The following is a 21,078-nucleotide window of genomic DNA, read 5'->3' as shown; positions in this document are numbered from 1 at the left end:
CCGTTCCCGTGGGTGGTCGTGGCAGGATCGAGGTGCCATGACTGCTCCCACCAAGCCCCCGCACAGCGGCACCGCCGAGACCACCGAACCCAGCGAACCCAGCGAACCCAGCGAACCCAGCGAGGCCACTGAGCCCACCGAGACCGCTGAGGCCTCAGAAACCTCTGAGACCTCTGAGACCTCTGAGACCTCAGCCGACGGCACGGCGCCTCAGCGTGCTCCCGGAGAGCCGCTGCACTCCCCCGTCATCGACTGGTTCGACGAGCACGCCCGGGATCTGCCGTGGCGGCGCCCGGAGGCCGGCGCGTGGGGGGTGATGGTCAGCGAGTTCATGCTCCAGCAGACCCCGGTGAACCGGGTCCTGCCCGTCTACGAACAGTGGCTGGCCCGCTGGCCGCGCCCCGCCGACCTCGCCGCCGAGGCACCCGGTGAGGCCGTCCGCGCCTGGGGCCGGCTCGGCTACCCGCGCCGCGCGCTGCGGCTGCACGGCGCCGCCGCCGCCATAACGGAACGGCACGGCGGCGACGTACCCGCCGACCACGCGCAGCTCCTGGCGCTGCCCGGCATCGGCGAGTACACGGCGGCCGCCGTGGCGTCGTTCGCGTACGGGCAGCGGCACGCGGTGCTGGACACCAACGTCCGCCGGGTGTTCGCCCGCGCGGTCACCGGTGTGCAGTACCCGCCGAACGCCACCACCGCCGCCGAACGCCGGCTCGCCCGCGCGCTGCTGCCCGAGGACGAGGCGACCGCCGCGCGGTGGGCCGCCGCCTCCATGGAGCTGGGGGCGCTGGTGTGCACGGCGAAGAGCGAGGCGTGCCACCGCTGCCCGATCGCCGCGCAGTGCGCCTGGCGGCTCGCGGGCAAGCCGGAGCACCAGGGGCCGCCGCGCCGGGGCCAGACGTACGCGGGCACGGACCGGCAGGTCCGCGGGCGACTGCTGGCCGTGCTGCGGGAGGCGCACGGTCCTGTCCCGCAGGGGGTCCTGGACCGGGTGTGGCACGAACCGGTGCAGCGTGCGCGCGCACTGGACAGCCTCGTCGCCGACGGTCTGGTCGAACCCCTGCCCGGCGGGCTGTACCGGCTGCCGCTGACCTGATCCGCCTGCGGGCAGCCTCCCCGTGCGCGGGCGCCCGTCGGCACCCCGGTGCGGCCATATCGCCGCACACTCCCCCCAACCGTCCCACGGCTTTAGCTCGTTCCTACTTCCGTTACACAACCGACGGACAGCCGACGGCCGTCCGCAGGCTGCCCCGCACAGTGCCGTGACAACACCTCCGTAGCTTCGTTCCCGTGCCCTCCAGTCAGGGACACGACGGCCACGGATCACAGCGGTGGGGGCCGGAACGCACGAGCGGGCCGGCGCGGGGAGCGGAAGGGCGGATCACCATGGCGCAGGGCGAGGTGCTCGGGTTCGAGGAGTACGTCCGTACCCGGCAGGACGCGCTGCTGCGCAGCGCCCGCCGTCTGGTGCCGGACCCCGTCGAGGCGCAGGACCTGCTGCAGACCGCGCTGGCCCGGACCTACGGCCGCTGGGACGGCATCGCCGACAAGCGGCTGGCCGACGCCTATCTGCGCCGCGTCATGATCAACACGCGGACCGAGTGGTGGCGCGCCCGCAAGCTGGAGGAGGTGCCCACCGAGCAGCTCCCGGACGCCCGCGTGGACGACGCCACCGAGCAGCACGCCGACCGCGCGCTCCTGATGGACGTGCTGAGGGTGCTCGCCCCGAAGCAGCGCAGTGTGGTGGTGCTGCGACACTGGGAGCAGATGTCCACGGAGGAGACGGCCGCCGCCCTCGGCATGTCGGCGGGAACGGTCAAGAGCACGCTGCACCGGGCGCTCGCCCGGCTCCGCGAGGAGCTGGAGGCCCGCGAACTGAACGACGCACGCGCGCTGGAGCATGAGGAGCGGGAGCGTTGCGCGGCCTGACCGGCGCGGGGCCCGAGCGGGCCCGGAGAACCGCCCGGGCGGCGACCACGGTGACGTCCGTGCTCGCCGCCCTCGTCCTTGTCGCCACCGCCTGCGGTACGAGCGGCACCGGCGCACGGGACGAGGGGCCCGCGCGCGCGGAGGCGGCCGGCGGCCGGTCCTCCGCTCCGTCCTACGCGGCCTCGCGCACACCGGACACGGCCGGCGCCCGCGTGGACGCGGTGCGGCTGGTCAAGGGCGACCCCACGGTCTCGGCGGCGGTCAAGCGGGAGCTGAAGCCGTGCGTGGCCGACGAGTACCCCGTCGACGTGAGCTACGGGAACCTCACCGGGGGGACCGTGGACGATGTCGTCGTCAACGTGCTGACCTGCAGCGACGCGGTGGGCGTCGGCTCGTACGTGTACCGCGGCCAGGGCGGCGCGTACCGGAACGTGTTCCGGACCGAGGAACCGCCCGTGTACGCGGAGATCGACCGCGGGGACCTGGTGGTGACCATGCAGGTGTACGAGCGGGGCGACCCGGTGTCGAGTCCCTCCGGCGAGAACATCATCACCTACCGCTGGACCTCGGGCCGGTTCGCCGAGAAGTTCCGCACCCACAACGACTACGGCAAGGTGGCGGGCGCGGAACCGACGCCGGCGCCCGACAGCTGAGGAGCACCGGCATGGCAGACCAGACCCACGTGTTGTTCGTCGAGGACGACGACGTCATCCGTGAGGCCACCCAACTCACCCTGGAACGGGACGGCTTCGCGGTCACCGCGATGCCCGACGGGCTGTCCGGCCTGGAGGCGTTCCGGGCGGACCGGCCCGACATCGCGCTGCTGGACGTCATGGTCCCCGGCCTCGACGGCGTCAGCCTGTGCCGGAGCATCCGCGACGAGTCGATGGTTCCGGTGATCATGCTGTCGGCGCGCGCGGACTCCATCGACGTCGTCCTGGGCCTGGAGGCGGGCGCCGACGACTACGTGACCAAGCCGTTCGACGGCGCCGTCCTGGTCGCCCGCATCCGCGCGGTGCTGCGCCGCTTCGACCGGGCGAACGGCGGCCGGCGGGATCCGTCGGCCGCGGGCGACGGGGGCGTACTGGCCTTCGGCGAGCTGGAGATCGACACCGTGGGCATGGAGGTGCGGCGGGCCGGGGAGCCCGTGTCCCTGACACCGACCGAGATGCGGCTGCTGCTGGAGTTCTCGTCGGCGCCGGGCACCGTGCTCTCCCGCGACCGGCTGCTCGAACGCGTGTGGGAGTACGGGTGGGGCGGCGACACCCGGGTCGTCGACGTCCATGTGCAGCGGCTGCGCGGGAAGATCGGCCAGGACCGTCTCGAGACGGTCCGCGGCTTCGGCTACAAACTGAAGGCCTGAGTACGGGCATGCGGGGGTACTTCCGGCGTCCGGTGCGAGCCGTTCTCGACCGGGCGGGCATCCGGACCGGTCTGCGGTGGAAGCTCAGTGCCGCCATCGCCCTGGTCGGCGCGCTGGTGGCGGTCGCGCTGAGCCTGGTGGTGCACAACGCGGCCCGGGTGTCGATGCTGGACAACGCGCGCGATCTCGCCGACGAACGCATCATGATCGCCCAGCGCAACTACGAGCTGTCCGGGCGGCTGAACTTCCCCAACACCAGGATCGACGACCCCGACCTGCCGGCCGAGCTGCGGGCGAAGGTCGAGGCGGGGCGGCGCGCGACGTACGTGGCCGACCGGCCGGGCGGGACGCCGGACATCTGGGCGGCCGTACCGCTGCAGGACGGGCATGTCATGTCCCTGCACTCGGGTTTCACCGACCGCAGCTCCAACATCCTCAAGGACCTCGACCGGGCCCTGGTGATCGGCTCCATCGCGGTCGTCCTGGGCGGCAGCGCGCTCGGGGTGCTGATCGGCGGCCATCTGTCCCGTCGGCTGCGCAAGGCGGCGAGCGCCGCCCACCGGGTCGCCAAGGGCGAGAGGGACGTCCGGGTGCGCGAGGCCATCGGCGGGGTCGTCCTGGACGAGACCGACGACCTGGCCAGCGCGGTGGACGCGATGGCGGACGCGCTGCGCCAGCGGCTGGAGGCCGAGCGCCGGGTCACCGCCGACATCGCGCACGAACTGCGCACCCCGGTGACCGGCCTGCTGACCGCCGCCGAACTGCTGCCGCCGGGCCGGCCGACCGAGCTGGTGCTGGACCGGGCGAAGGCCATGCGCACCCTGGTCGAGGACGTCCTGGAGGTGGCCCGGCTGGACGGCGCCTCCGAACGGGCCGAACTGCAGGACATCCTGCTGGCCCGGTTCATCACCCGGCGGATCGCGGCGAAGGATCCGGACGTCACGGTGCGCGTGGTGCACGAGTCGGAGGTCACCACCGACCCGCGGCGGCTGGAGCGGGTGCTCTTCAACCTCCTCGCCAACGCCGCCCGGCACGGCAGGCCGCCCATCGAGGTCTCCGTCGAGGGTCGGGTCGTCCGGGTCCGCGACCACGGGCCCGGCTTTCCCGCGGACCTGCTCGCCGAGGGGCCGAGCCGGTTCCGCACCGGCAGCGCGGACCGGGCCGGCCGTGGTCACGGCCTGGGTCTTACCATCGCGGCCGGGCAGGCCCGGGTGCTGGGGGCGCGGCTCACCTTCCGCAACGTACGGCCGGCCGGAGCCCCGGAGGACGCGCCGGCCGAGGGCGCGCTCGCCGTGCTGTGGCTGCCGGAGCACGCGCCGACGGACACGGGGAGCTACCCGATGCTGCCCCAGTGAGCAACCGCCGCGGCGGGGCGGCGGGCACGCGGGCGTCCGAAAGCCCTCCGGAGGGGAGGGACCCGACGGAGGGCTTGGAGGACATGGGCGGAGACTCGGCCCGGTTCGCTCATCGCGGTGCCGGGGCGGCCGCCCGGGGAGTGCTCAGCACCCGGTACACGACGCTGGGTACGCGGGGCCGGCTCTCATCGCGGGGTTCTCAGAGCCGGACGCCCTTGCCGCTGAGGAACTTCACCGGGTCGATGGCGGAACCGTAGTTCGGGCTGGTCCGGATCTCGAAGTGCAGGTGGGGGCCGCTGGAGTTGCCCGTGTTGCCGGACAGGGCGACCTTCTGGCCGGTCTTGACGACCTGGCCGGGCTGCACGTTCACCTGGGAGAGGTGGGCGTACTGGGAGTACGTGCCGTTGCCGTGGTTGATGACGACGGCGTTGCCGTACGCCGGACCGTCGCCGGCGCCGTTGCCGCCCGCCTTCACGACCGTGCCGCCGTGCGTGGCCACGACCTCGGTGCCGTTCGGCACGGCGTAGTCCTGGCCGCTGTGGGCGGACTGCCACATGCCGCCGGCCTGGGCGTAGCTCGCGGAGACCGTGTAGCTCTTCACCGGGCTGACCCAGGCGGCCGCCTTCTTGGCGGGCTGGGCGGCCTTCTTCGTCTCCGCGGCCTTCTTCGCCTCGACGGCCTTCTTCGCCTCGACGGCCTGGGTCTGCGCGGCCTTGGCCTGGGCTGCCGCCTGGGCCTGCACGGCGGTGGCGCTGGCGCTGGTGGTGGCGCTGGTGGCGGTGGCGGCCGTGTTGTTGGCGGCGGCCGCGATCCCGACTCCCGCGACGGCCGAGACCCCGACACCGGCGGCCAGCACGGCGGCACGGGTGCGGAGGTGGGACGCGAGGAAGGAACGGGACGTGACGCGCTGGAACATCGAAACCTCATGGGGGAGGGGGCAGAGGAAAACCACCCGGCGAACAGGTCCGCGCCGCAGTGGCCATTCCTTGGTAACCCCTCACCCGCAAAGCCACAAAGAGGGTCATCTACGACGGAAGTTCGTACTTCCGCCATGAGATGCACGTCTCTTGACACAGCGGACAGAGGGCACGAAAGCCCCATTTAAGGCTGATCGATCAGAGTTTTAATCCAAATGTCTGCTTTGCCCTACAGCCTCTTGCCACTATTTCGGCTAGTACCGGACAAAACGCCTGTGCAGCATGTCACCGGGAGCCCGGGGCGGACATTCCATAAATGTGGCGTGCGCCTCTAGCCGCCTACCGTCCGGTAACCCTACGGTTCCCCTCGCGCCACCCTCACAGACGAGCATGCACACGACATGTTGACCGCGTTATGAGCGTGAGAGGACCCCTCACCCCATGAGAAGCCGACGCCCCTGGCTGCGCCGTGCATCGGTGACCGCCGTGTCCGCCGCGGCCCTGATGGCCCTGGCCGTCCCCGCCCAGGCCTCGAGCACCCCCGCGACCACCGCGACGGCCACCACGGCCACCACGGCCACCGCGGCCGTCGACTACGAGACCTGGCAGCGGGACTGCCGGGCGGTCATGGAGCAGGCCCTGCCCCAGCTGAAGCAGCGCATCGCGGCCCCGCGGCCGGGCGAGAAGCAGGCGATCGTCCTCGACATCGACAACACCGCGCTGGAGACCGACTTCGGGTTCAGCTTCCCGCAGCCGGCCAACCAGCCGGTCCTGGAGGTCGCCGAGTACGCCCAGGAACGCGGTGTCGCGGTGTTCTTCGTGACCGCCCGGCCGGGCATCATCCACGCCCCCACCGCCTTCAACCTCGACCACGCCGGATACGAGTCCGCCGGACTCTACGTCCGCGGCTTCTTCGACCTGTTCCGGAACGTGGCCGAGTACAAGACGGCACAGCGCGTCGCCATCGAGTCGAAGGGCTACACGATCATCGCCAACATCGGCAACAGCGCCACCGATCTCTCGGGCGGCCACGCCGAGAGGACCTACAAGCTGCCGGACTACGACGGTCAGCTGTCGTAGTCACGGGGCCGTCCGGGCATCCGGGCGGCCGGGCATGCGAGAGGGGCCGGTGCCCTGCTCGGGCACCGGCCCCTCTCGGCTGCCGTGACGCTTACGCTTCCTTGCTGAGGTTCGGGCCGGCTCCACCGGCCGCCTGCTCGATCGGCGGGACGTCGGGCAGGGCCGACTTCTCCTCACCGCGGAAGGTGAAGGTGGCGGTCTCGCCCTCGCCCTCGGTGTCCACGACCACGATGTGACCGGGACGCAGCTCGCCGAAGAGGATCTTCTCCGACAGCGAGTCCTCGATCTCGCGCTGGATGGTCCGGCGCAGCGGCCGGGCGCCCAGCACGGGGTCGTAGCCCCTCTTGGACAGCAGCTCCTTGGCGGACTGGGAGAGCTCGATGCCCATGTCCCGGTCCTTCAGGCGCTCGTCCACCTTGTGGATCATCAGGTCGACGATCGCGAGGATGTCCTCCTGCGTGAGCTGCGGGAAGACGACCACGTCGTCGACACGGTTGAGGAACTCGGGACGGAAGTGCTGCTTGAGCTCGTCCGACACCTTGTTCTTCATGCGCTCGTAGTTGGTCTTCTTGTCGCCCGCGGCGGCGAAGCCCAGGTTGAAGCCCTTGGAGATGTCCCGGGTGCCGAGGTTGGTCGTCATGATGATGACCGTGTTCTTGAAGTCCACGACCCGGCCCTGGGAGTCGGTCAGGCGACCGTCCTCCAGGATCTGCAGCAGCGAGTTGAAGATGTCCGGGTGGGCCTTCTCGACCTCGTCGAAGAGGACGACCGAGAACGGCTTGCGGCGCACCTTCTCCGTCAGCTGACCGCCCTCCTCGTAGCCCACGTAGCCGGGGGGCGAACCGAAGAGGCGCGAGACCGTGTGCTTCTCGCTGAACTCCGACATGTCGAGGGAGATCAGCGCGTCCTCGTCACCGAAGAGGAACTCGGCGAGGGCCTTGGACAGCTCGGTCTTACCGACACCGGACGGACCGGCGAAGATGAACGAGCCACCGGGACGCTTCGGGTCCTTGAGCCCCGCGCGGGTACGGCGGATCGCCTTGGACAGCGCCTTGACGGCGTCGATCTGGCCGATGACCCGCTTGTGGAGCTCGTCCTCCATGCGCAGCAGACGCGAGGACTCCTCCTCGGTCAGCTTGAAGACCGGGATGCCGGTGGCCGTGGCGAGGACCTCGGCGATCAGGTCGCCGTCGACCTCGGCGACGACGTCCATGTCGCCGGCCTTCCACTCCTTCTCCCGCTTCGCCTTGGCGGCCAGGAGCTGCTTCTCCTTGTCCCGCAGCGAGGCGGCCTTCTCGAAGTCCTGCGAGTCGATCGCGGACTCCTTGTCCCGGCGGACACCGGCGATCTTCTCGTCGAACTCGCGCAGGTCCGGCGGCGCGGTCATCCGGCGGATGCGCATCCGGGAACCGGCCTCGTCGATCAGGTCGATCGCCTTGTCCGGGAGGAAGCGGTCCGAGATGTACCGGTCGGCCAGGGTGGCCGCCTGGACCAGCGCCTCGTCGGTGATGGAGACGCGGTGGTGCGCCTCGTACCGGTCGCGCAGGCCCTTGAGGATCTCGATGGTGTGCGGCAGGGACGGCTCGGCGACCTGGATCGGCTGGAAGCGGCGCTCCAGGGCCGCGTCCTTCTCCAGGTGCTTGCGGTACTCGTCCAGCGTGGTCGCACCGATGGTCTGCAGCTCACCGCGGGCCAGCATCGGCTTCAGGATGGAGGCCGCGTCGATGGCGCCCTCGGCGGCGCCCGCACCGACCAGCGTGTGCAGCTCGTCGATGAACAGGATGATGTCGCCGCGGGTGCGGATCTCCTTGAGCACCTTCTTCAGGCGCTCCTCGAAGTCACCGCGGTAGCGGGAGCCGGCGACCAGGGCACCGAGGTCCAGGGTGTAGAGGTGCTTGTCCTTGAGGGTCTCGGGCACCTCGCCCTTGACGATGGCCTGGGCGAGGCCCTCGACGACGGCGGTCTTGCCGACGCCGGGCTCACCGATCAGCACCGGGTTGTTCTTGGTACGGCGGGACAGCACCTGCATGACCCGCTCGATCTCCTTCTCGCGCCCGATGACCGGGTCGAGCTTGGACTCGCGGGCGGCCTGGGTGAGGTTCCGGCCGAACTGGTCGAGGACCAGGGACGTGGAGGGGGTGCCCTCGGCAGGACCGCCGGCGGTGGCGGTCTCCTTGCCCTGGTAACCGGAGAGCAGCTGGATGACCTGCTGCCGCACCCGGTTCAGATCTGCGCCCAGCTTGACCAGGACCTGGGCGGCGACACCCTCGCCCTCGCGGATCAGGCCGAGCAGGATGTGCTCCGTACCGATGTAGTTGTGACCCAGCTGCAGCGCCTCGCGGAGCGACAGCTCGAGCACCTTCTTGGCACGGGGAGTGAAGGGGATGTGGCCGGACGGCGCCTGCTGCCCCTGGCCGATGATCTCCTCCACCTGCTGGCGGACCGCCTCGAGCGAAATCCCGAGGCTCTCAAGGGCCTTGGCGGCGACACCCTCACCCTCGTGGATCAGGCCCAGGAGAATGTGCTCGGTGCCGATGTAGTTGTGGTTGAGCATCCGGGCTTCTTCCTGAGCCAGGACGACAACCCGCCGCGCGCGGTCGGTGAACCTCTCGAACATCGTTAATCGCTCCTCAGAGCGGTCAGGCAGTGGGGGGAACTTCCCCTCCCTGTCCTTCCGCAGCTTAGTCCCGCAAGCGGGGACCGCTCATTCCTACTGCCGACACCCTCGATGGCCTCCTGACCCCGAACGCCGACATATGCTTCAACCCGATGGTGCGAGACGATGTTCCCGCAGGCCAGGTGGTTACCCCCATCTCCAGTACGCCCGTGGCGAACGGAATACGTCCCCGTCCTGCGTGTCGCCCCCTCCCACTAGGGATGTCTTACCCGCTGCCACCGACCATCCATGCCGAGTGCACGGGTTCCCTCCGCTACGGGCGAACAACCTTGCACCTCCCCGCACTCCCTCACACCCCCCTGTTCGACACCCTGTGCGCATACATGCGCACCCAGCGTAACCCGAACGGCCTTCCGGGGGTTGCACTTGGCATGGTCGATCCGGTCCGGCACTGGTACGAGAACGAGCGGGGCTGGCCGACGGTGCCCGGGAACCCGGTGCGCCTGTCGGTGGGGGTGCGCTTCGACGTCCTGGACGTGCCCGCCGAGGCGGGACACGCGGCGCTGGAGCGCCTGCGGGGGGACGGGCGGGCGGGGCGGCGGCCGGGACCGGCGGACGCGGGGTTCCCGGTGGCCCTGCAGCGCGGTCGGATGCTGCTGCTGGTGGCCGCGGGCAGCGCGGAGGAACTGCCGGGACTGCTCGACTGGTTGGAGTGGGGCACGCTGGCCCTCGATCTCACCGCGATCGGCGCGGGCGGTCTCATCGACGCTCCGGCGCCCCCCGCGGCCGGCCGCGGCGCTCTCCGGCCGTCTGCGGGCCGCGCCGGTTCACAGGGGGCCGCCGTCGTCTGGCTGCGACCCCCCGGGCCGGGGCGCGAGGTCGAGGCCTCGCTGCCGACACTGTCGGCGACGGGGGGCCGGGACGGCGCCCCCGATCTCGTACGAGTGGTGAGCACGGTGGCCACCGAGTGCCACCGCATTCGACTGCTGCGCGCCTGCGGCCGGCCACCGGTCGGCACGCGCGAGGCCGGTCGGGCCGACGCTCAGCCGTTCGCCCGCTCGTAGGCCTCGCGAATGGCCGCGGGGACACGGCCGCGGTCGTTGACCTCGTGACCGTTCGCCTTCGCCCAGGCGCGGATCGCCGCGGTGTCCTGGTTGCCGCCGGAAGAGGCGCGGGCCTTTCCACGCCCACCCGAAGCACGGCCTCCCGTACGACGGCCGCCCTTCACGTAAGGCTCGAGAAGGCCGCGGAGCTTGTCCGCATTGGCGGTGGTGAGATCGATCTCGTATGTCTTGCCGTCCAACGCGAACGTCACGGTCTCGTCCGCCTCGCCGCCGTCGAGGTCGTCGACAAGAAGGACCTGAACCTTCTGTGCCACCGGATTTCCTTTCATCGACAACTTGAGGACCGGGATGTACCGGCATCCGCCGTATCGCCGTCCCCTTGTTATATGAACTACTGCAGTACCTCGGAAAGCAAACCGCTTTTGACGGAAAAACACAAACCCCGAGGAGAGGTCCGCCGCCCTCCCGCACCCCGGAAACGTGCGCGTTTCGGACATAGGGAGCGAGGTCAAGACGCGATGCGGAATACGCCTTGGCGTTGCGTGCGGGGCCCTCCGCCGCATGGCGCCGGGTGCGGAACACGACTGCGGAACGGCGACGATCACAGATGCAGAAGCATGCGGCTGTTGCCCAGGGTGTTCGGTTTCACTCGTTCGAGACCCAGGAACTCCGCGACTCCCTCGTCATAGGAACGCAGCAGCTCGGCGTACACATCGGTGTCGACCGGCGTCTCACCGATCTCCACGAAGCCGTGCCTGCCGAAGAAGTCGACTTCGAAGGTCAGACAGAAAACCCGGCGAACACCGAGCCAACGGGCGGTCTGCAGCAACTTCTCCAGCAAGTGGTGGCCCACGCCGGCGCCCTTCAGACCGGGCTTCACGGCGAGAGTGCGGACTTCCGCGAGGTCTTCCCACATCACATGCAGCGCGCCGCAGCCGACCACCTCGGCGTTGTCGTCCCGTTCCGCGATCCAGAACTCCTGGATCGCCTCGTAAAGCGTCACCGTCGCTTTGTCGAGCAGGATGCCCTTGCGGACGTAGGCGTCCAGGAGGCGGCGCACCGCCGGGACATCGCTGGTACGGGCCCGGCGGACGGTGATGGCTTTTGCGGTGACATCGGGGCTGTCTGCTGACATGAGCGGACGCTATCGCCCGCCGCGGCCCTCTGCGGAGGCGGGGTTCTCGCCCGGAGGTTCCACCTGGCCGGGCCGTCGAGCGGATCCGGGTTGTTCGGTCGGGCGGGGTTGTTCCGCTGTTTCCGGCAGTCCGGCAACGCGTACCGCGTCCCTGAGGGACTGACGCTGTTCCTCGCTCATCATGCCGAAGAAGGCGACGAGTGCGGCGGCGGCGTTGTCGCTCTGCGACCACGCCTCGTTCATCAGCGCGGCGGCGTAGGCGGCACGGGTGGAGACCGCCTCATATCGATAGGCCCGGCCTTCCGCCTCGCGGCGCACCCAGCCCTTCTGATGGAGATTGTCCAGAACGGTCATCACCGTGGTGTACGCGATGGACCGTTCCTTCTGCAGATCTTCCAGGACTTCCCGAACGGTCACCGGGCGGTTCCACTTCCACACCCGCGTCATGACCGCGTCTTCGAGTTCTCCCAATGGCCGGGGCACAACTGCACAGTAGTGGGAAACAGCGCCCACTGCTTATCGAACGCGCTTGAACACGGGTGAACATCAGCGAACACCGATGAACACTGATGAACGCCGATGAGTGCTGATGAACGCCGGCGAACGCGGACAAAAAGGGTGCGCGCGTCGCGCCCGACCCCACGCGGGCCGTACGCCCGGACCGGTCAGCCGTCGGCCTTGGCGGAGGACCGCTGGGCGCTCTCCGCGCGGGCGAGGGCCGCGTCCACGGCGGCGTCCTCCTTGGCCTTGTTGGCGCCGCCCTGGGTTTTCACGATCACCCGGATCACAGCGATGAAGAGGGCGGCCATGACGGCCGGGGGCAGCAACGCGGCGACGTATTCCATGGGTCCAGAGTAGCCAGGGCGCGACGGACGACCGGGCCGGGGTGGGCGCGGTGCGGCGGGTTTTTCAGCCCGCGGCCAGCCGCCGGCCCGACGGGGGCGGAGCCGGCTTGCGGCGGGGGAAGACCTCGCCCGGGGTGGGAAAGGGGCGGCCGGGCTTCGGCGCGCCGGGAGCGGGAGCCGGGTGCGGCACGGGCTCGGGCCGCGGGACGGACGGCTCGTGCTCCGGCTTCCTCTCGGGCTTCCCGGTCCCCTCGCTCCTCTCGGGCCGCTCCGACTGCTGCGAGCCCTCGGCGCCCTCGGCCTCTTCGACCCCTTCGATCCCTTCGGCCCTTTCGATCCCCTCGACCCTTTCGGCGTCCCCGGCACCCCGGGCCTGCCCGCCCGGCAGGGCGAGGAGCCGGACGCGGGAGGCCGGGGCGCCGGGCAGGGGGTCGGCGGCGGGGACCGCGCGGCCGGCGAGGCGGGCGCGTACGTCCTGTTCGGCAAGGAGCCGGCAGCGGTCCAGGAGGGCGGCGGCGGTGGGGTTGCCGCGCAGCGCCCGGAGCGCGGCGAGGTCGTCGGGGTCGGGCCGGTACCCGGCGCCCAGCGCCTCCTCCAGGAGCACCAGATAGCCGGCGGCGGTACCGGGCAGGGCGGCGCGGTAGCGGCCGAGGTCGGCCACCAGGAAGGCGCGCAGCCTGGTGTACTCCCGCATCGCCTCGTCGAGGGAGGCGGCGAGGCGGAGGCAGTCCTGGACGTCTTCGGCCGAGGCGGACGTGGGGTGCGGGGCGAGGGCGAGGGCGCGGCGGAGCACACGCAGCTCCTCGGCGCCGAACACCATGCCGCCGCGCGTTCCGTAGGGCGTGGGCATGCCGTGACGATACGCGCTAATCAGACAAACCTCGCATAGCGAACGGGTGTGGCGCGGGGCGTCCACCCAGGTGGAAGGCGTCCCGGGTGGAGGGCGCCCCGAGTGGAAGACGCCCGTTGCCTCACATCCGCGACACGTTCCGTTCGTAGACCAGGCGCAGGCCGATGAGGGTCAGCCAGGGCTCGTGCTCGTCGATGACCTCGCTCTCGCCCAGGACCATCGGCGCCAGTCCGCCCGTCGCGATGACGGTCACCCGGTCGGGGTCGTCACAGAGCTCGCGGGCCATCCGGCGGGCCACTCCGTCCACCTGGCCGGCGAAGCCGTAGACGATGCCGGACTGCATCGCCTCGACCGTGTTCTTGCCGATCACGCTCCGGGGCCGCGCCACCTCGATCTTGCGCAGCTGCGCGGCCCTGACCCCGAGGGCCTCCACCGAGATCTCGATGCCGGGGGCGATGACCCCGCCGACGTACTCCCCGCGCACCGAGATCGCGTCGAAGGTGGTGGCGGTGCCGAAATCGACGACGATCGCCGGGCCGCCGTAGAGCTCGTTCGCCGCGACCGCGTTGATGATGCGGTCGGCGCCGACCTCCTTGGGGTGGTCGAACTGGATCGGCACCCCCGTCTTCACGCCCGGCTCGACCAGCACCGCGGGCACGTCGCCGTAGTAGCGGCGGGTCACCTCACGGAGTTCGTGCAGGACGGAGGGGACCGTCGCGCAGATGGCGATGCCGTCGATGCCGTCGCCCAGTTCGTCGCCGAGCAGGGGGTGCATGCCCATCAGGCCCTGGAGCAGGACCGCGAACTCGTCGGCCGTGCGGCGCGGGTCGGTGGAGATCCGCCAGTGTTCGACGATGTCCTCGCCGTCGAACAGCCCCAGGACGGTGTGCGTGTTGCCCACGTCGATCGTCAGCAGCATGGCCGGCCCTACTCCGCTGCCCGCAGGTCCAGGCCGATGTCCAGGATCGGCGAGGAGTGGGTGAGGGCGCCCACGGCGAGGTAGTCGACCCCCGTGTCGGCGTAGGCCTTGGCGTTGCCGAGGGTGAGCCGGCCGGACGCCTCCAGCGCGGCCCGGCCGGCGACGACGGCCACGGCCTCCTCGCACTCGCCGGGCGTGAAGTTGTCCAGCAGGATCAGGTCGGCGCCGGCGTCGACGGCCTCGCGGAGCTGGTGCAGGGTGTCGACCTCGACCTCGATCGGCACGTCGGGGAAGCGCTCCCGAACCGCCTGGAATGCCTCGGCGACACCGCCCGCGGCGATGACGTGGTTGTCCTTGACCAGGGCCGCGTCGGAGAGCGACATGCGGTGGTTGACGCCGCCGCCGCAGCGCACCGCGAACTTCTCCAGGGAACGCAGGCCCGGGGTGGTCTTGCGGGTGTCGCGGACCTCGGCCCTGCTGCCCTCCAGGACGTCCGCCCACGCGCGGGTGGCCGTCGCGATGCCCGACAGACGGCACAGGAGGTTCAGGGCGCTGCGCTCCGCCGTGAGGAGGTCCCGGGTGCGGGCGGTGACGGAGAGCAGCTTGTCGCCGGCCTCCACCCGGTCGCCGTCCTCCACGTGCCGTTCGACCTCGAACTCCGCCGTGCAGACCACCGAGACGACGGCCTCGGCGATCCTCAGGCCCGCCACGACGCCCGCTTCCCGCGCGGCGAAGTCGGCGGTGGCGACGGCGTCCTCCGGGATGGTCGCGACCGTCGTCACGTCCACACCGCCCGCCAGGTCCTCCTGGACGGCGACCTGGGCGATGTCCTCCACCTCCACCGGATCCAGACCGGCGTCGGCCAGGAGCTGGGCGAGCGCGGGGTCGAGGCCGCACTCCGTGTAGTCGTCGTATCCGTCGTATCCGTCGTGTCCGTCGTGTCCGTCGGGGGTCTCGCCGCAGGCGCAGCCGTCGCCGCAGCCGCCGGACGGGACGAGGGGAAGATCTGGGGTGGTCACGGCAGTCACTGCTCCTGGAGGGCGTGAAGGGGGAGGGTCGGGGGGAAGTCCGTGGTGTCGGTGGTGTGCGCCGCCAGCGTGCGGTCCGGGTTCAGCCGTACGACGATGTGCCGGCGCCAGGCGGTGTCGTCGCGCTCGGGCCGGTCCTCGCGCCAGTGGCAGCCGCGGGTCTCCTCGCGCTGCCGCGCGGCGTCGACCAGGACGCGGGCCACGCACAGGAGGTTGGTGGCCTCCCAGGTGTCGACGCCGGGCTCGGCGGTCTTGCCGTTCTCGTCGAGGGCGTCACGGGCCTCGGCGTGCAGCCGCCGGAGCTCCTCGGCGGCCCGGGCCAGCGAGTCGGCGGAGCGCAGCACACCGGCTCCCCGGGTCATGATCCGCTGGATGGTGAGGCGGGCCTCCGGGGGGAGCAGGGGGTGCCCGGGGCGGTCGGCCTGCGGGAAGGGCTGGGGCACGCGCGCGCGGAGGGTGTCCCCGGTCCGGCTCGCGGCGATGTCGGCGGCGATCCGCTCGGCGTAGACCAGGCCCTCCAGGAGGGAGTTGGAGGCGAGCCGGTTGGCGCCGTGCACGCCGGTGCAGGCGACCTCCCCGCACGCGTACAGACCGGGGACGGTGGTGCGGCCCCGGGAGTCGGTGCGGACGCCTCCGGAGGCGTAGTGGGCGGCCGGGGCGACCGGGACGGGCTCGGTGACCGGGTCGATGCCGTGGGCGCGGCAGGCCGCGAGGATCGTCGGGAAGCGGTGCTCCCACATCTCGGCGCCGAAGTGGCGGGCGTCGAGGTACATGTGCTCGGCGCCCTTCTCCCGCATCCGGCGCATGATGCCCTTGGCGACGATGTCGCGCGGGGCGAGTTCGGCGAGCTCGTGCTGCCCCGCCATGAAGCGCACGCCGTCGGCGTCGACCAGGTGGGCGCCCTCGCCGCGCACCGCCTCGGAGACCAGGGGCTGCTGGCCCTCCGCGTCGGGGCCGAGGAACAGGACAGTCGGGTGGAACTGGACGAACTCGAGGTCGCTGACCTCGGCGCCCGCGCGCAGGGCCAGCGCCACGCCGTCGCCGGTGGAGACGGAGGGGTTCGTGGTCGCGCTGAACACCTGGCCCATGCCGCCGGTCGCGAGCACCACCGCGGGGGCGTGCACGGCCCCCACGCCGTCGTGCTGGCCCTCCCCCATGACGTGCAGGGTCACACCCGCGGTGCGGCCCTCGGCGTCCGTCAGCAGGTCCAGGACGAGCGCGTTCTCGATGGTGCGCGTCCCGGCCGCGCGCACGGCCTCCACCAGCGCGCGGGAGATCTCCGCGCCGGTGGCGTCCCCGCCCGCGTGCGCGATGCGCCGCCGGTGGTGGCCGCCCTCCCTGGTCAGTTCCAGGCCGCCCTCGGAGGACTCGTCGAAGTGGGCGCCGGTGGCGATGAGACGGCGTACCGCGTCGGGGCCCTCGGTGACGAGGATGCGGACCGCTTCCTCGTCGCACAGGTCCGCTCCGGCCACCAGGGTGTCGTCCCGGTGCTGCTCGGGGGTGTCGCCCTCGCCGAGGGCCGCGGCGATGCCGCCCTGGGCCCAGCGGGTGGAGCCGTCGTCGAGCCGGGCCTTGGTGACCACGACGGTGGCCAGCCCGGCGGCCTCGCAGCGCAGCGCCGCGGTCAGTCCGGCGACACCGGAGCCGACGACCACGACGTCCGCGTCGATGGACCACCCGGGCGCGGGCGCATGCAAACGGGGGCGAGCGCGAAGCGCTCTCGTTCGAGGGTGGTGGCGGGCGACGGGCGGGCGTATGCCGGTGCTGGTCACGAGGCGGCTCCGAGGGTGCCGAAGGTCAGGGGGAGGTTGTCGATCAGCCGGGTCGTCCCGACCCGGGCGGCCACCGCGAGGACGGCCTCGCCGGTGAAGCCGTCGTCGATCTCGGTGAAGTCCGAGGGGTCGACCAGGGCCAGGTAGTCCAGGGTGAGCGGCGGGGTGAGGTGGGCCGCCCCGTCGAGGACCTGGCGGGCGGCGGCGAGGACGGCCGCCGGGCCGGCCGCCGTGGCGACGGCGTGCGCGTCGGCCGCCGCGCGGGCCTCGCCCAGCGCGTTGAGCGCCTCGGCCCGCGCGTGCGTGGAGGGCACTTCGCGGGCCCGCGCGCGCAGCGCCTCCTGCGCGGCGTGCCGGTCCCGGCCGGCGAACAGCGCGCCGGACAGCGCGAGGGCGGTGCGCCGCTCCGCGGCGGAGAGGTAGCGGTTGCGGCTGGACAGGGCCAGTCCGTCGTCCTCGCGGACGGTGGGGACGCCGACGATGTCGACGCCGAAGTTCAGGTCGCGCACCATGCGGCGGATCAGGGCGAGCTGCTGGGCGTCCTTCTGGCCGTACAGGGCGACGTCGGGGCGTGTGAGGTGCAGCAGTTTGGCGACGACGGTGAGCATGCCGTCGAAGTGGCCGGGGCGGACGGCGCCCTCCAGGCGTTCCCCCATGGGGCCGGCGCTGATCCGGACCTGGGGCTCGCCGCCCGGGTAGACCTCCTCGGCCGACGGGGCGAAGACGGCGTCGGCGCCCGCCCGTCCGGCGACGTCGAGGTCGGCGTCCAGGGTCCGCGGGTACCGGTCGAGGTCCTCGCCCTCGCCGAACTGCAGCGGGTTGACGAAGACGGTGACCACGACCTCGCCGTCGGCGCCCGCGAGGTCACGGGCGGCGCGGATCAGGGTGGCGTGGCCCTCGTGCAGGGCGCCCATGGTCATCACCACGGCGCGGCGGCCCGTACGCGTGCGTGCGTGCAGTTCCCCGGCGGTGCGCAGCAGGGTGGTGGTCATCGGGGTTCGCCTCCGCCTTCGCCTTCGCCTTCGCCTTCACCGGGGGCGCCTGTTCCGCCGGTGGCGCCCGTCGTCCCGCCGGCGAGCACCCCGAGCAGGTCCTCGGCGAGCTCCGGCTTCAGCAGGCCGTGGGCGAGGGCGCGGTCCGCGGTCGCGCGGGCCATCGCCAGGTAGCCGGCGACGGTCTGCGGGGCGTGCCGCCGCAACTCGGCGACGTGCGCGGAGACGGTGCCGGCGTCGCCGCGCGCGACGGGGCCGGTGAGGGCCGCGTCGCCGGAGCGCAGGGCGTTGTCCAGGGCCGCGCCGAGCAGCGGGCCGAGCATCCGGTCGGGGGCCTCGACCCCGGCGGCGCGCAGCAGTTCCAGGGACTGCGCGACCAGGGTGACCAGGTGGTTGGCGCCCAGGGCGAGGGCCGCGTGGTAGAGCGGGCGGCTCTCCTCGGCGATCCACTCCGGCTCGCCGCCCATCTCGATCACCAGCGCCTCGGCGGCCAACCGCAGCTCCTCGGGCGCCGTCACGCCGAAGGAGCATCCGGCGAGCCGCTGCACGTCCACGGGGGTGCCGGTGAACGTCATCGCCGGGTGCAGGGCCAGCGGCAGCGCCCCGGCCCGCCGGGCGGGGTCCAGCACCTTCGCTCCGTACCGCCCGGAGCTGTGCACGAGGAGTTGCCCCGGCCGCACCGCACCCGTCCCGGCGAGCCCGGAGACCAGCTCGGGCAGCGTGTCGTCCGGGACGGTCAGCAGCACCAGTTCGGCCCGCTCCAGCACCTCGGCGGGCGGGACCACCGGTACGCCGGGGAGCAGTTGCTCGGCGCGCCTCCTGGACGCGGCGGAGACCGCGGAGACGGCCACCGGGCGGTGTCCGGCGAGCCGGAGGGAGGCGGCCAGGGCCGGGCCCACCCGCCCGGCGCCGACGACGCCGACGGTGAGCCGCGCGGGGCGGTCCCTGGGATCCGGCTGTGGGGCTGTGTTCACGCGAGGGCGGCCTTCCCGTTCCAGTCCGCTCGGGGTACCGGACGATTTCTCGTCATGTTAACGCGATCGGTTCCCCGGATGTTCGGCGGAAACCCTGATGCCCTCGCTCTCCCGCCCGGGGGATGATGCCGGGCATGAGTGGTGCGGCGGGGAACGACATGGCGGAAGCAGAAGCGGAAGCGGAAACAGAGCAGGGCGGGCGGCGCACCGGCGGGGAGGGGCAGCGCGAGCTCCGCGAACGGCGGGTCGCCGCCTACCGCGCCGCTCCGCGCGTCCTCGCCCGCCTCGGGTTCCTGGGCACGCTCCGGGAACGGCTGGCGCTGCTGGCGGAGGCGGACGGCCGGTACGACCTGGACGAGGCGTCCGACCTGTACGGCGACGGTGTCGTCGAGGCGCTGGAGGAGCGGGTCGCCGGGCTCCTCGGCACCGAGGCCGCCGCGTTCTTCCCGACCGGCACGATGGCCCAGCAGGTGGCGCTGCGCTGCTGGGCGGGCCGTACCGGCAGCCCCGTCGTCGCCCTGCACGGGCTCAGCCACCCCGAGGTCCACGAGCGGAACGCGTTCAGCCGGGTCGCCGGGTTGCGTCCGGTGCGGGTGACGAGCGAGCCCAGGACGCCGACCGCCGCCGAGGTGCGGGACTTCGAGGAGCCCTTCGGCGCGCTGATGCTGGAGCTCCCCCTCCGGGACGCCGGTTTCCTGCTGCCCACCTGGGAGGAGCTCACCGAGGTGGTGGCCGCCGCGCGGGAACGCGAGGCCGTGGTGCACTTCGACGGGGCCCGGCTGTGGGAGTGCGCCGTCCACTTCGGCCGGCCGCTGGACGAGATCGCCGGCCTGGCGGACAGCGTCTACGTGTCGTTCTACAAGTCGCTCGACGGCTTCGGCGGCGCGGCCCTCGCCGGCCCCGGGGCGCTGGTGGCGGAGGCGAAGGCCTGGCGGCACCGGTACGGCGGCACCGTCTTCCAGCAGTTCCCGACCGCGTTGTCGGCCCTGATCGGCCTGGAGCGGGAGCTGCCCCGGCTGCCGGAGTACGTCACCCACGCGCAGGTGGTGGCCGCCGCGCTGCGCGCGGGCCTGGCGGCGGCCGGGGTGCCGTGGGCGCGCGTCCATCCCGAGGTGCCGCACACCCACGACTTCCAGGTGTGGCTGCCGTACGACGCGGAGGTCCTCGCGCGGGCGGCGATCCGCACGGCCGAGGAGACGGGGGCCATGCTGTTCGCCAACGGCTGGGAGCAGCGGGGTCCCGGCCTGGCACTCACCGAGGTGTACGTGCGGGCGGCCGGTCTGGAGTGGTCCCCCGAGGACGTGCGGACGGCGGCCGCGGACTTCGTGACCCGGCTGCCGGAGACGGCACGGGGGGCGGCCGGGCGTTAGCGCCCGCGGGGTCGGCGACGTCTGCGGGGGCGGCCGGGCGGTAACACCCGCGAGGCCGACGACACCTGCGGGGGCGGCCGGGCGACAGCGCCCGCGAGGCCGACGACACCTGCGGGGGCGGCCGGGCGACAGCGCCCGCGAGGCCGACGGCGTCCGCGGGGGCGGCGGCGTCCGCGGGGGCGGCGGCGTCCGCGGGGGCGGCGGCGTCCGCGGGGGCCTCAGTCGAAGCGGATGTGCCGGAGTCCGACGCGCGCCTGCCGCAGCCGGGTGCGCAGCGGGCCCCCGCCGTGGGGGCGCAGCTCCAGTCCCGCCAGTACGGCGACGCGGTCCGCCGTCTTCGGCACGGTGGTGCGGTCCGTCCACAGCTGCTCGGCGAACTCCGGTCCGGTGAGCCGCTCCAGACAGTGGTCGAGCTGCCGCACGGCCCAACTCTCCCGGTGCGGGACCGTTTTCTTCCCCGCGACGGAGCGCAGCAGGCGTTCGAGGCCGCGTTCGCGCAGCCGTCCGAGCACCGTCTCGCGTTCGGCGAGAAGGGCGAAGTGGTGGACCTCGTGGCCGAGTTCGCGCAGCCGGCCGACCGTCTCGGCGAAGTGGCCGGAGTCCGTGACCGTCATCGGCGCGATCACGACGCCGTGGTGCCGGGTCAGGGCGAGGTCGAGGACCTCGACGACACCCTGCCGCCAGGAGGTCAAATCCCGGAAGTCCTCACGCAGTTCGGGTGGAAGCATGCGGCGCAGCCCGAATCCGGCGTGCTCCGGGTCGCAGACGACGCTGCCCGGGAGACGACGGTGTATCTCGTACGCGGTTTGTGTCTTACCGCCCCCGAAAGGGCCGTTGATCCACAGCAGCATGCGCCGACCCTACCGAC

General features: G+C 72.3%; 21 protein-coding genes. 8 read left to right on the top strand and 13 right to left on the bottom strand.

Going from position 1 to position 21,078, the window contains the following annotated elements; translation table 11 throughout:
• Nucleotides 1-37: 37 nt before the first annotated feature.
• The 5 genes from ACWEQO_RS30285 to cseC all read left to right on the top strand — a co-directional run bounded on the left by ACWEQO_RS30285 (nucleotide 38) and on the right by cseC (nucleotide 4,647).
• Nucleotides 38-1,096, top strand: a complete 1,059-nt coding sequence (locus ACWEQO_RS30285) for an A/G-specific adenine glycosylase (RefSeq protein ID WP_452985943.1) — start codon at nucleotides 38-40, stop codon at nucleotides 1,094-1,096.
• A 290-nt stretch (nucleotides 1,097-1,386) separates the two neighbouring features.
• A complete protein-coding gene (locus tag ACWEQO_RS30280; RefSeq protein ID WP_361459992.1) occupies nucleotides 1,387-1,929 on the top strand; it encodes a SigE family RNA polymerase sigma factor in 543 nt (180 codons plus the stop codon).
• Nucleotides 1,917-2,582 (top strand): hypothetical protein, encoded by a 666-nt coding sequence (locus tag ACWEQO_RS30275; RefSeq protein ID WP_361459993.1) that lies wholly within the window; start codon nucleotides 1,917-1,919, stop codon nucleotides 2,580-2,582. The genes ACWEQO_RS30280 and ACWEQO_RS30275 overlap by 13 nt, the downstream gene beginning before the upstream one ends.
• 11 nt (nucleotides 2,583-2,593) lie before the next feature.
• Nucleotides 2,594-3,292 carry a two-component system response regulator CseB gene (cseB, locus tag ACWEQO_RS30270; RefSeq protein ID WP_361459994.1) on the top strand — a complete coding sequence of 233 codons (699 nt, stop codon included), beginning with the start codon at nucleotides 2,594-2,596 and terminating at the stop codon, nucleotides 3,290-3,292.
• Nucleotides 3,181-4,647 (top strand): two-component system sensor histidine kinase CseC, encoded by a 1,467-nt coding sequence (gene cseC / locus ACWEQO_RS30265; RefSeq protein WP_452985942.1) that lies wholly within the window; start codon nucleotides 3,181-3,183, stop codon nucleotides 4,645-4,647. Before cseB ends, cseC begins: the two co-directional genes overlap by 112 nt.
• A 199-nt stretch (nucleotides 4,648-4,846) precedes the next feature.
• Here cseC and ACWEQO_RS30260 read toward each other — a convergent pair whose 3' ends face one another.
• On the bottom strand, nucleotides 4,847-5,563 hold the full coding sequence (locus ACWEQO_RS30260) for a M23 family metallopeptidase (protein WP_452985941.1): 717 nt from the start codon (nucleotides 5,561-5,563) through the stop codon (nucleotides 4,847-4,849).
• A gap of 442 nt (nucleotides 5,564-6,005) precedes the next feature.
• Here ACWEQO_RS30260 and ACWEQO_RS30255 point away from each other — a divergent pair, with 442 nt between their 5' ends.
• Nucleotides 6,006-6,644 carry an HAD family acid phosphatase gene (locus ACWEQO_RS30255; RefSeq protein WP_452985940.1) on the top strand — a complete coding sequence of 213 codons (639 nt, stop codon included), beginning with the start codon at nucleotides 6,006-6,008 and terminating at the stop codon, nucleotides 6,642-6,644.
• A gap of 91 nt (nucleotides 6,645-6,735) precedes the next feature.
• Here the strand turns inward: ACWEQO_RS30255 and ACWEQO_RS30250 are convergent, their stop codons facing one another.
• On the bottom strand, nucleotides 6,736-9,261 hold the full coding sequence (locus tag ACWEQO_RS30250; RefSeq protein ID WP_361460001.1) for an ATP-dependent Clp protease ATP-binding subunit: 2,526 nt from the start codon (nucleotides 9,259-9,261) through the stop codon (nucleotides 6,736-6,738).
• Nucleotides 9,262-9,692: 431 nt separating this feature from the next.
• Between ACWEQO_RS30250 and ACWEQO_RS30245 the strand changes: the two genes are divergently transcribed.
• Nucleotides 9,693-10,325: an SCO3374 family protein gene (locus ACWEQO_RS30245; protein WP_452985939.1), complete on the top strand. Its 633-nt coding sequence runs from the start codon at nucleotides 9,693-9,695 to the stop codon at nucleotides 10,323-10,325.
• Here the strand turns inward: ACWEQO_RS30245 and ACWEQO_RS30240 are convergent.
• From ACWEQO_RS30240 to ACWEQO_RS30195, 10 genes are all read right to left on the bottom strand, one after another.
• Nucleotides 10,304-10,639 (bottom strand): histone-like nucleoid-structuring protein Lsr2, encoded by a 336-nt coding sequence (locus tag ACWEQO_RS30240; protein WP_202281346.1) that lies wholly within the window; start codon nucleotides 10,637-10,639, stop codon nucleotides 10,304-10,306. The two genes, ACWEQO_RS30245 and ACWEQO_RS30240, sit on opposite strands and share 22 nt — an antisense overlap.
• A 287-nt stretch (nucleotides 10,640-10,926) precedes the next feature.
• Complete coding sequence (locus tag ACWEQO_RS30235) at nucleotides 10,927-11,460, bottom strand: amino-acid N-acetyltransferase (RefSeq protein WP_361460004.1); 534 nt, start codon at nucleotides 11,458-11,460, stop codon at nucleotides 10,927-10,929.
• 9 nt (nucleotides 11,461-11,469) lie between these two features.
• Nucleotides 11,470-11,907, bottom strand: a complete 438-nt coding sequence (locus tag ACWEQO_RS30230; RefSeq protein WP_452985938.1) for a BlaI/MecI/CopY family transcriptional regulator — start codon at nucleotides 11,905-11,907, stop codon at nucleotides 11,470-11,472.
• Between the two features lie 218 nt (nucleotides 11,908-12,125).
• Complete coding sequence (locus ACWEQO_RS30225; protein WP_452985937.1) at nucleotides 12,126-12,305, bottom strand: hypothetical protein; 180 nt, start codon at nucleotides 12,303-12,305, stop codon at nucleotides 12,126-12,128.
• Between the two features lie 64 nt (nucleotides 12,306-12,369).
• Entirely contained in the window at nucleotides 12,370-13,125 is a 756-nt protein-coding gene (locus ACWEQO_RS30220; protein ID WP_452985952.1) for a hypothetical protein, read from the bottom strand.
• Between the two features lie 151 nt (nucleotides 13,126-13,276).
• Nucleotides 13,277-14,074 (bottom strand): type III pantothenate kinase, encoded by a 798-nt coding sequence (locus ACWEQO_RS30215; protein WP_361460010.1) that lies wholly within the window; start codon nucleotides 14,072-14,074, stop codon nucleotides 13,277-13,279.
• An 8-nt stretch (nucleotides 14,075-14,082) separates the two neighbouring features.
• Entirely contained in the window at nucleotides 14,083-15,093 is a 1,011-nt protein-coding gene (gene nadC, locus ACWEQO_RS30210) for a carboxylating nicotinate-nucleotide diphosphorylase (RefSeq protein WP_452985936.1), read from the bottom strand.
• Between the two features lie 5 nt (nucleotides 15,094-15,098).
• Entirely contained in the window at nucleotides 15,099-16,859 is a 1,761-nt protein-coding gene (locus ACWEQO_RS30205; protein ID WP_361460055.1) for an L-aspartate oxidase, read from the bottom strand.
• Nucleotides 16,860-16,870: 11 nt separating this feature from the next.
• Nucleotides 16,871-17,866 carry a pantoate--beta-alanine ligase gene (gene panC, locus ACWEQO_RS30200; RefSeq protein ID WP_361460013.1) on the bottom strand — a complete coding sequence of 332 codons (996 nt, stop codon included), beginning with the start codon at nucleotides 17,864-17,866 and terminating at the stop codon, nucleotides 16,871-16,873.
• The gene (locus ACWEQO_RS30195) at nucleotides 17,863-18,840 is read right to left on the bottom strand and encodes a Rossmann-like and DUF2520 domain-containing protein (protein WP_452985935.1); all 978 of its coding nucleotides are present in this window, start codon (nucleotides 18,838-18,840) and stop codon (nucleotides 17,863-17,865) included. Before ACWEQO_RS30195 ends, panC begins: the two co-directional genes overlap by 4 nt.
• 134 nt (nucleotides 18,841-18,974) lie before the next feature.
• Between ACWEQO_RS30195 and ACWEQO_RS30190 the strand changes: the two genes are divergently transcribed.
• Nucleotides 18,975-20,210 carry a threonine aldolase family protein gene (locus tag ACWEQO_RS30190; protein ID WP_452985934.1) on the top strand — a complete coding sequence of 412 codons (1,236 nt, stop codon included), beginning with the start codon at nucleotides 18,975-18,977 and terminating at the stop codon, nucleotides 20,208-20,210.
• Between the two features lie 218 nt (nucleotides 20,211-20,428).
• On the opposite strand, the gene ACWEQO_RS30185 is transcribed toward ACWEQO_RS30190, so the two are convergent.
• Entirely contained in the window at nucleotides 20,429-21,061 is a 633-nt protein-coding gene (locus ACWEQO_RS30185; protein ID WP_452985933.1) for an AAA family ATPase, read from the bottom strand.
• Nucleotides 21,062-21,078: the final 17 nt, after the last annotated feature.

The organism is Streptomyces sp. NPDC004051, assembly GCF_053604275.1.
The sequence above is the reverse complement of the archived record's forward strand: the minus strand, read 5'-3'. Positions and strand labels throughout refer to the sequence as shown.

Coding starts and splice junctions, on each gene's coding strand:
- ACWEQO_RS30285 (WP_452985943.1), top strand. CDS start 38: ATGACTGCTCCCACCAAGCCCCCGCACAGCGGCACCGCCGAGACCACC.
- ACWEQO_RS30280 (WP_361459992.1), top strand. CDS start 1,387: ATGGCGCAGGGCGAGGTGCTCGGGTTCGAGGAGTACGTCCGTACCCGG.
- cseB (WP_361459994.1), top strand. CDS start 2,594: ATGGCAGACCAGACCCACGTGTTGTTCGTCGAGGACGACGACGTCATC.
- ACWEQO_RS30260 (WP_452985941.1), bottom strand. CDS start 5,563: ATGTTCCAGCGCGTCACGTCCCGTTCCTTCCTCGCGTCCCACCTCCGC.
- ACWEQO_RS30255 (WP_452985940.1), top strand. CDS start 6,006: ATGAGAAGCCGACGCCCCTGGCTGCGCCGTGCATCGGTGACCGCCGTG.
- ACWEQO_RS30250 (WP_361460001.1), bottom strand. CDS start 9,261: ATGTTCGAGAGGTTCACCGACCGCGCGCGGCGGGTTGTCGTCCTGGCT.
- ACWEQO_RS30245 (WP_452985939.1), top strand. CDS start 9,693: ATGGTCGATCCGGTCCGGCACTGGTACGAGAACGAGCGGGGCTGGCCG.
- ACWEQO_RS30235 (WP_361460004.1), bottom strand. CDS start 11,460: ATGTCAGCAGACAGCCCCGATGTCACCGCAAAAGCCATCACCGTCCGC.
- ACWEQO_RS30230 (WP_452985938.1), bottom strand. CDS start 11,907: ATGACGCGGGTGTGGAAGTGGAACCGCCCGGTGACCGTTCGGGAAGTC.
- ACWEQO_RS30225 (WP_452985937.1), bottom strand. CDS start 12,305: ATGGAATACGTCGCCGCGTTGCTGCCCCCGGCCGTCATGGCCGCCCTC.
- ACWEQO_RS30220 (WP_452985952.1), bottom strand. CDS start 13,125: ATGGTGTTCGGCGCCGAGGAGCTGCGTGTGCTCCGCCGCGCCCTCGCC.
- ACWEQO_RS30215 (WP_361460010.1), bottom strand. CDS start 14,074: ATGCTGCTGACGATCGACGTGGGCAACACGCACACCGTCCTGGGGCTG.
- panC (WP_361460013.1), bottom strand. CDS start 17,866: ATGACCACCACCCTGCTGCGCACCGCCGGGGAACTGCACGCACGCACG.
- ACWEQO_RS30190 (WP_452985934.1), top strand. CDS start 18,975: ATGAGTGGTGCGGCGGGGAACGACATGGCGGAAGCAGAAGCGGAAGCG.
- ACWEQO_RS30185 (WP_452985933.1), bottom strand. CDS start 21,061: ATGCTGCTGTGGATCAACGGCCCTTTCGGGGGCGGTAAGACACAAACC.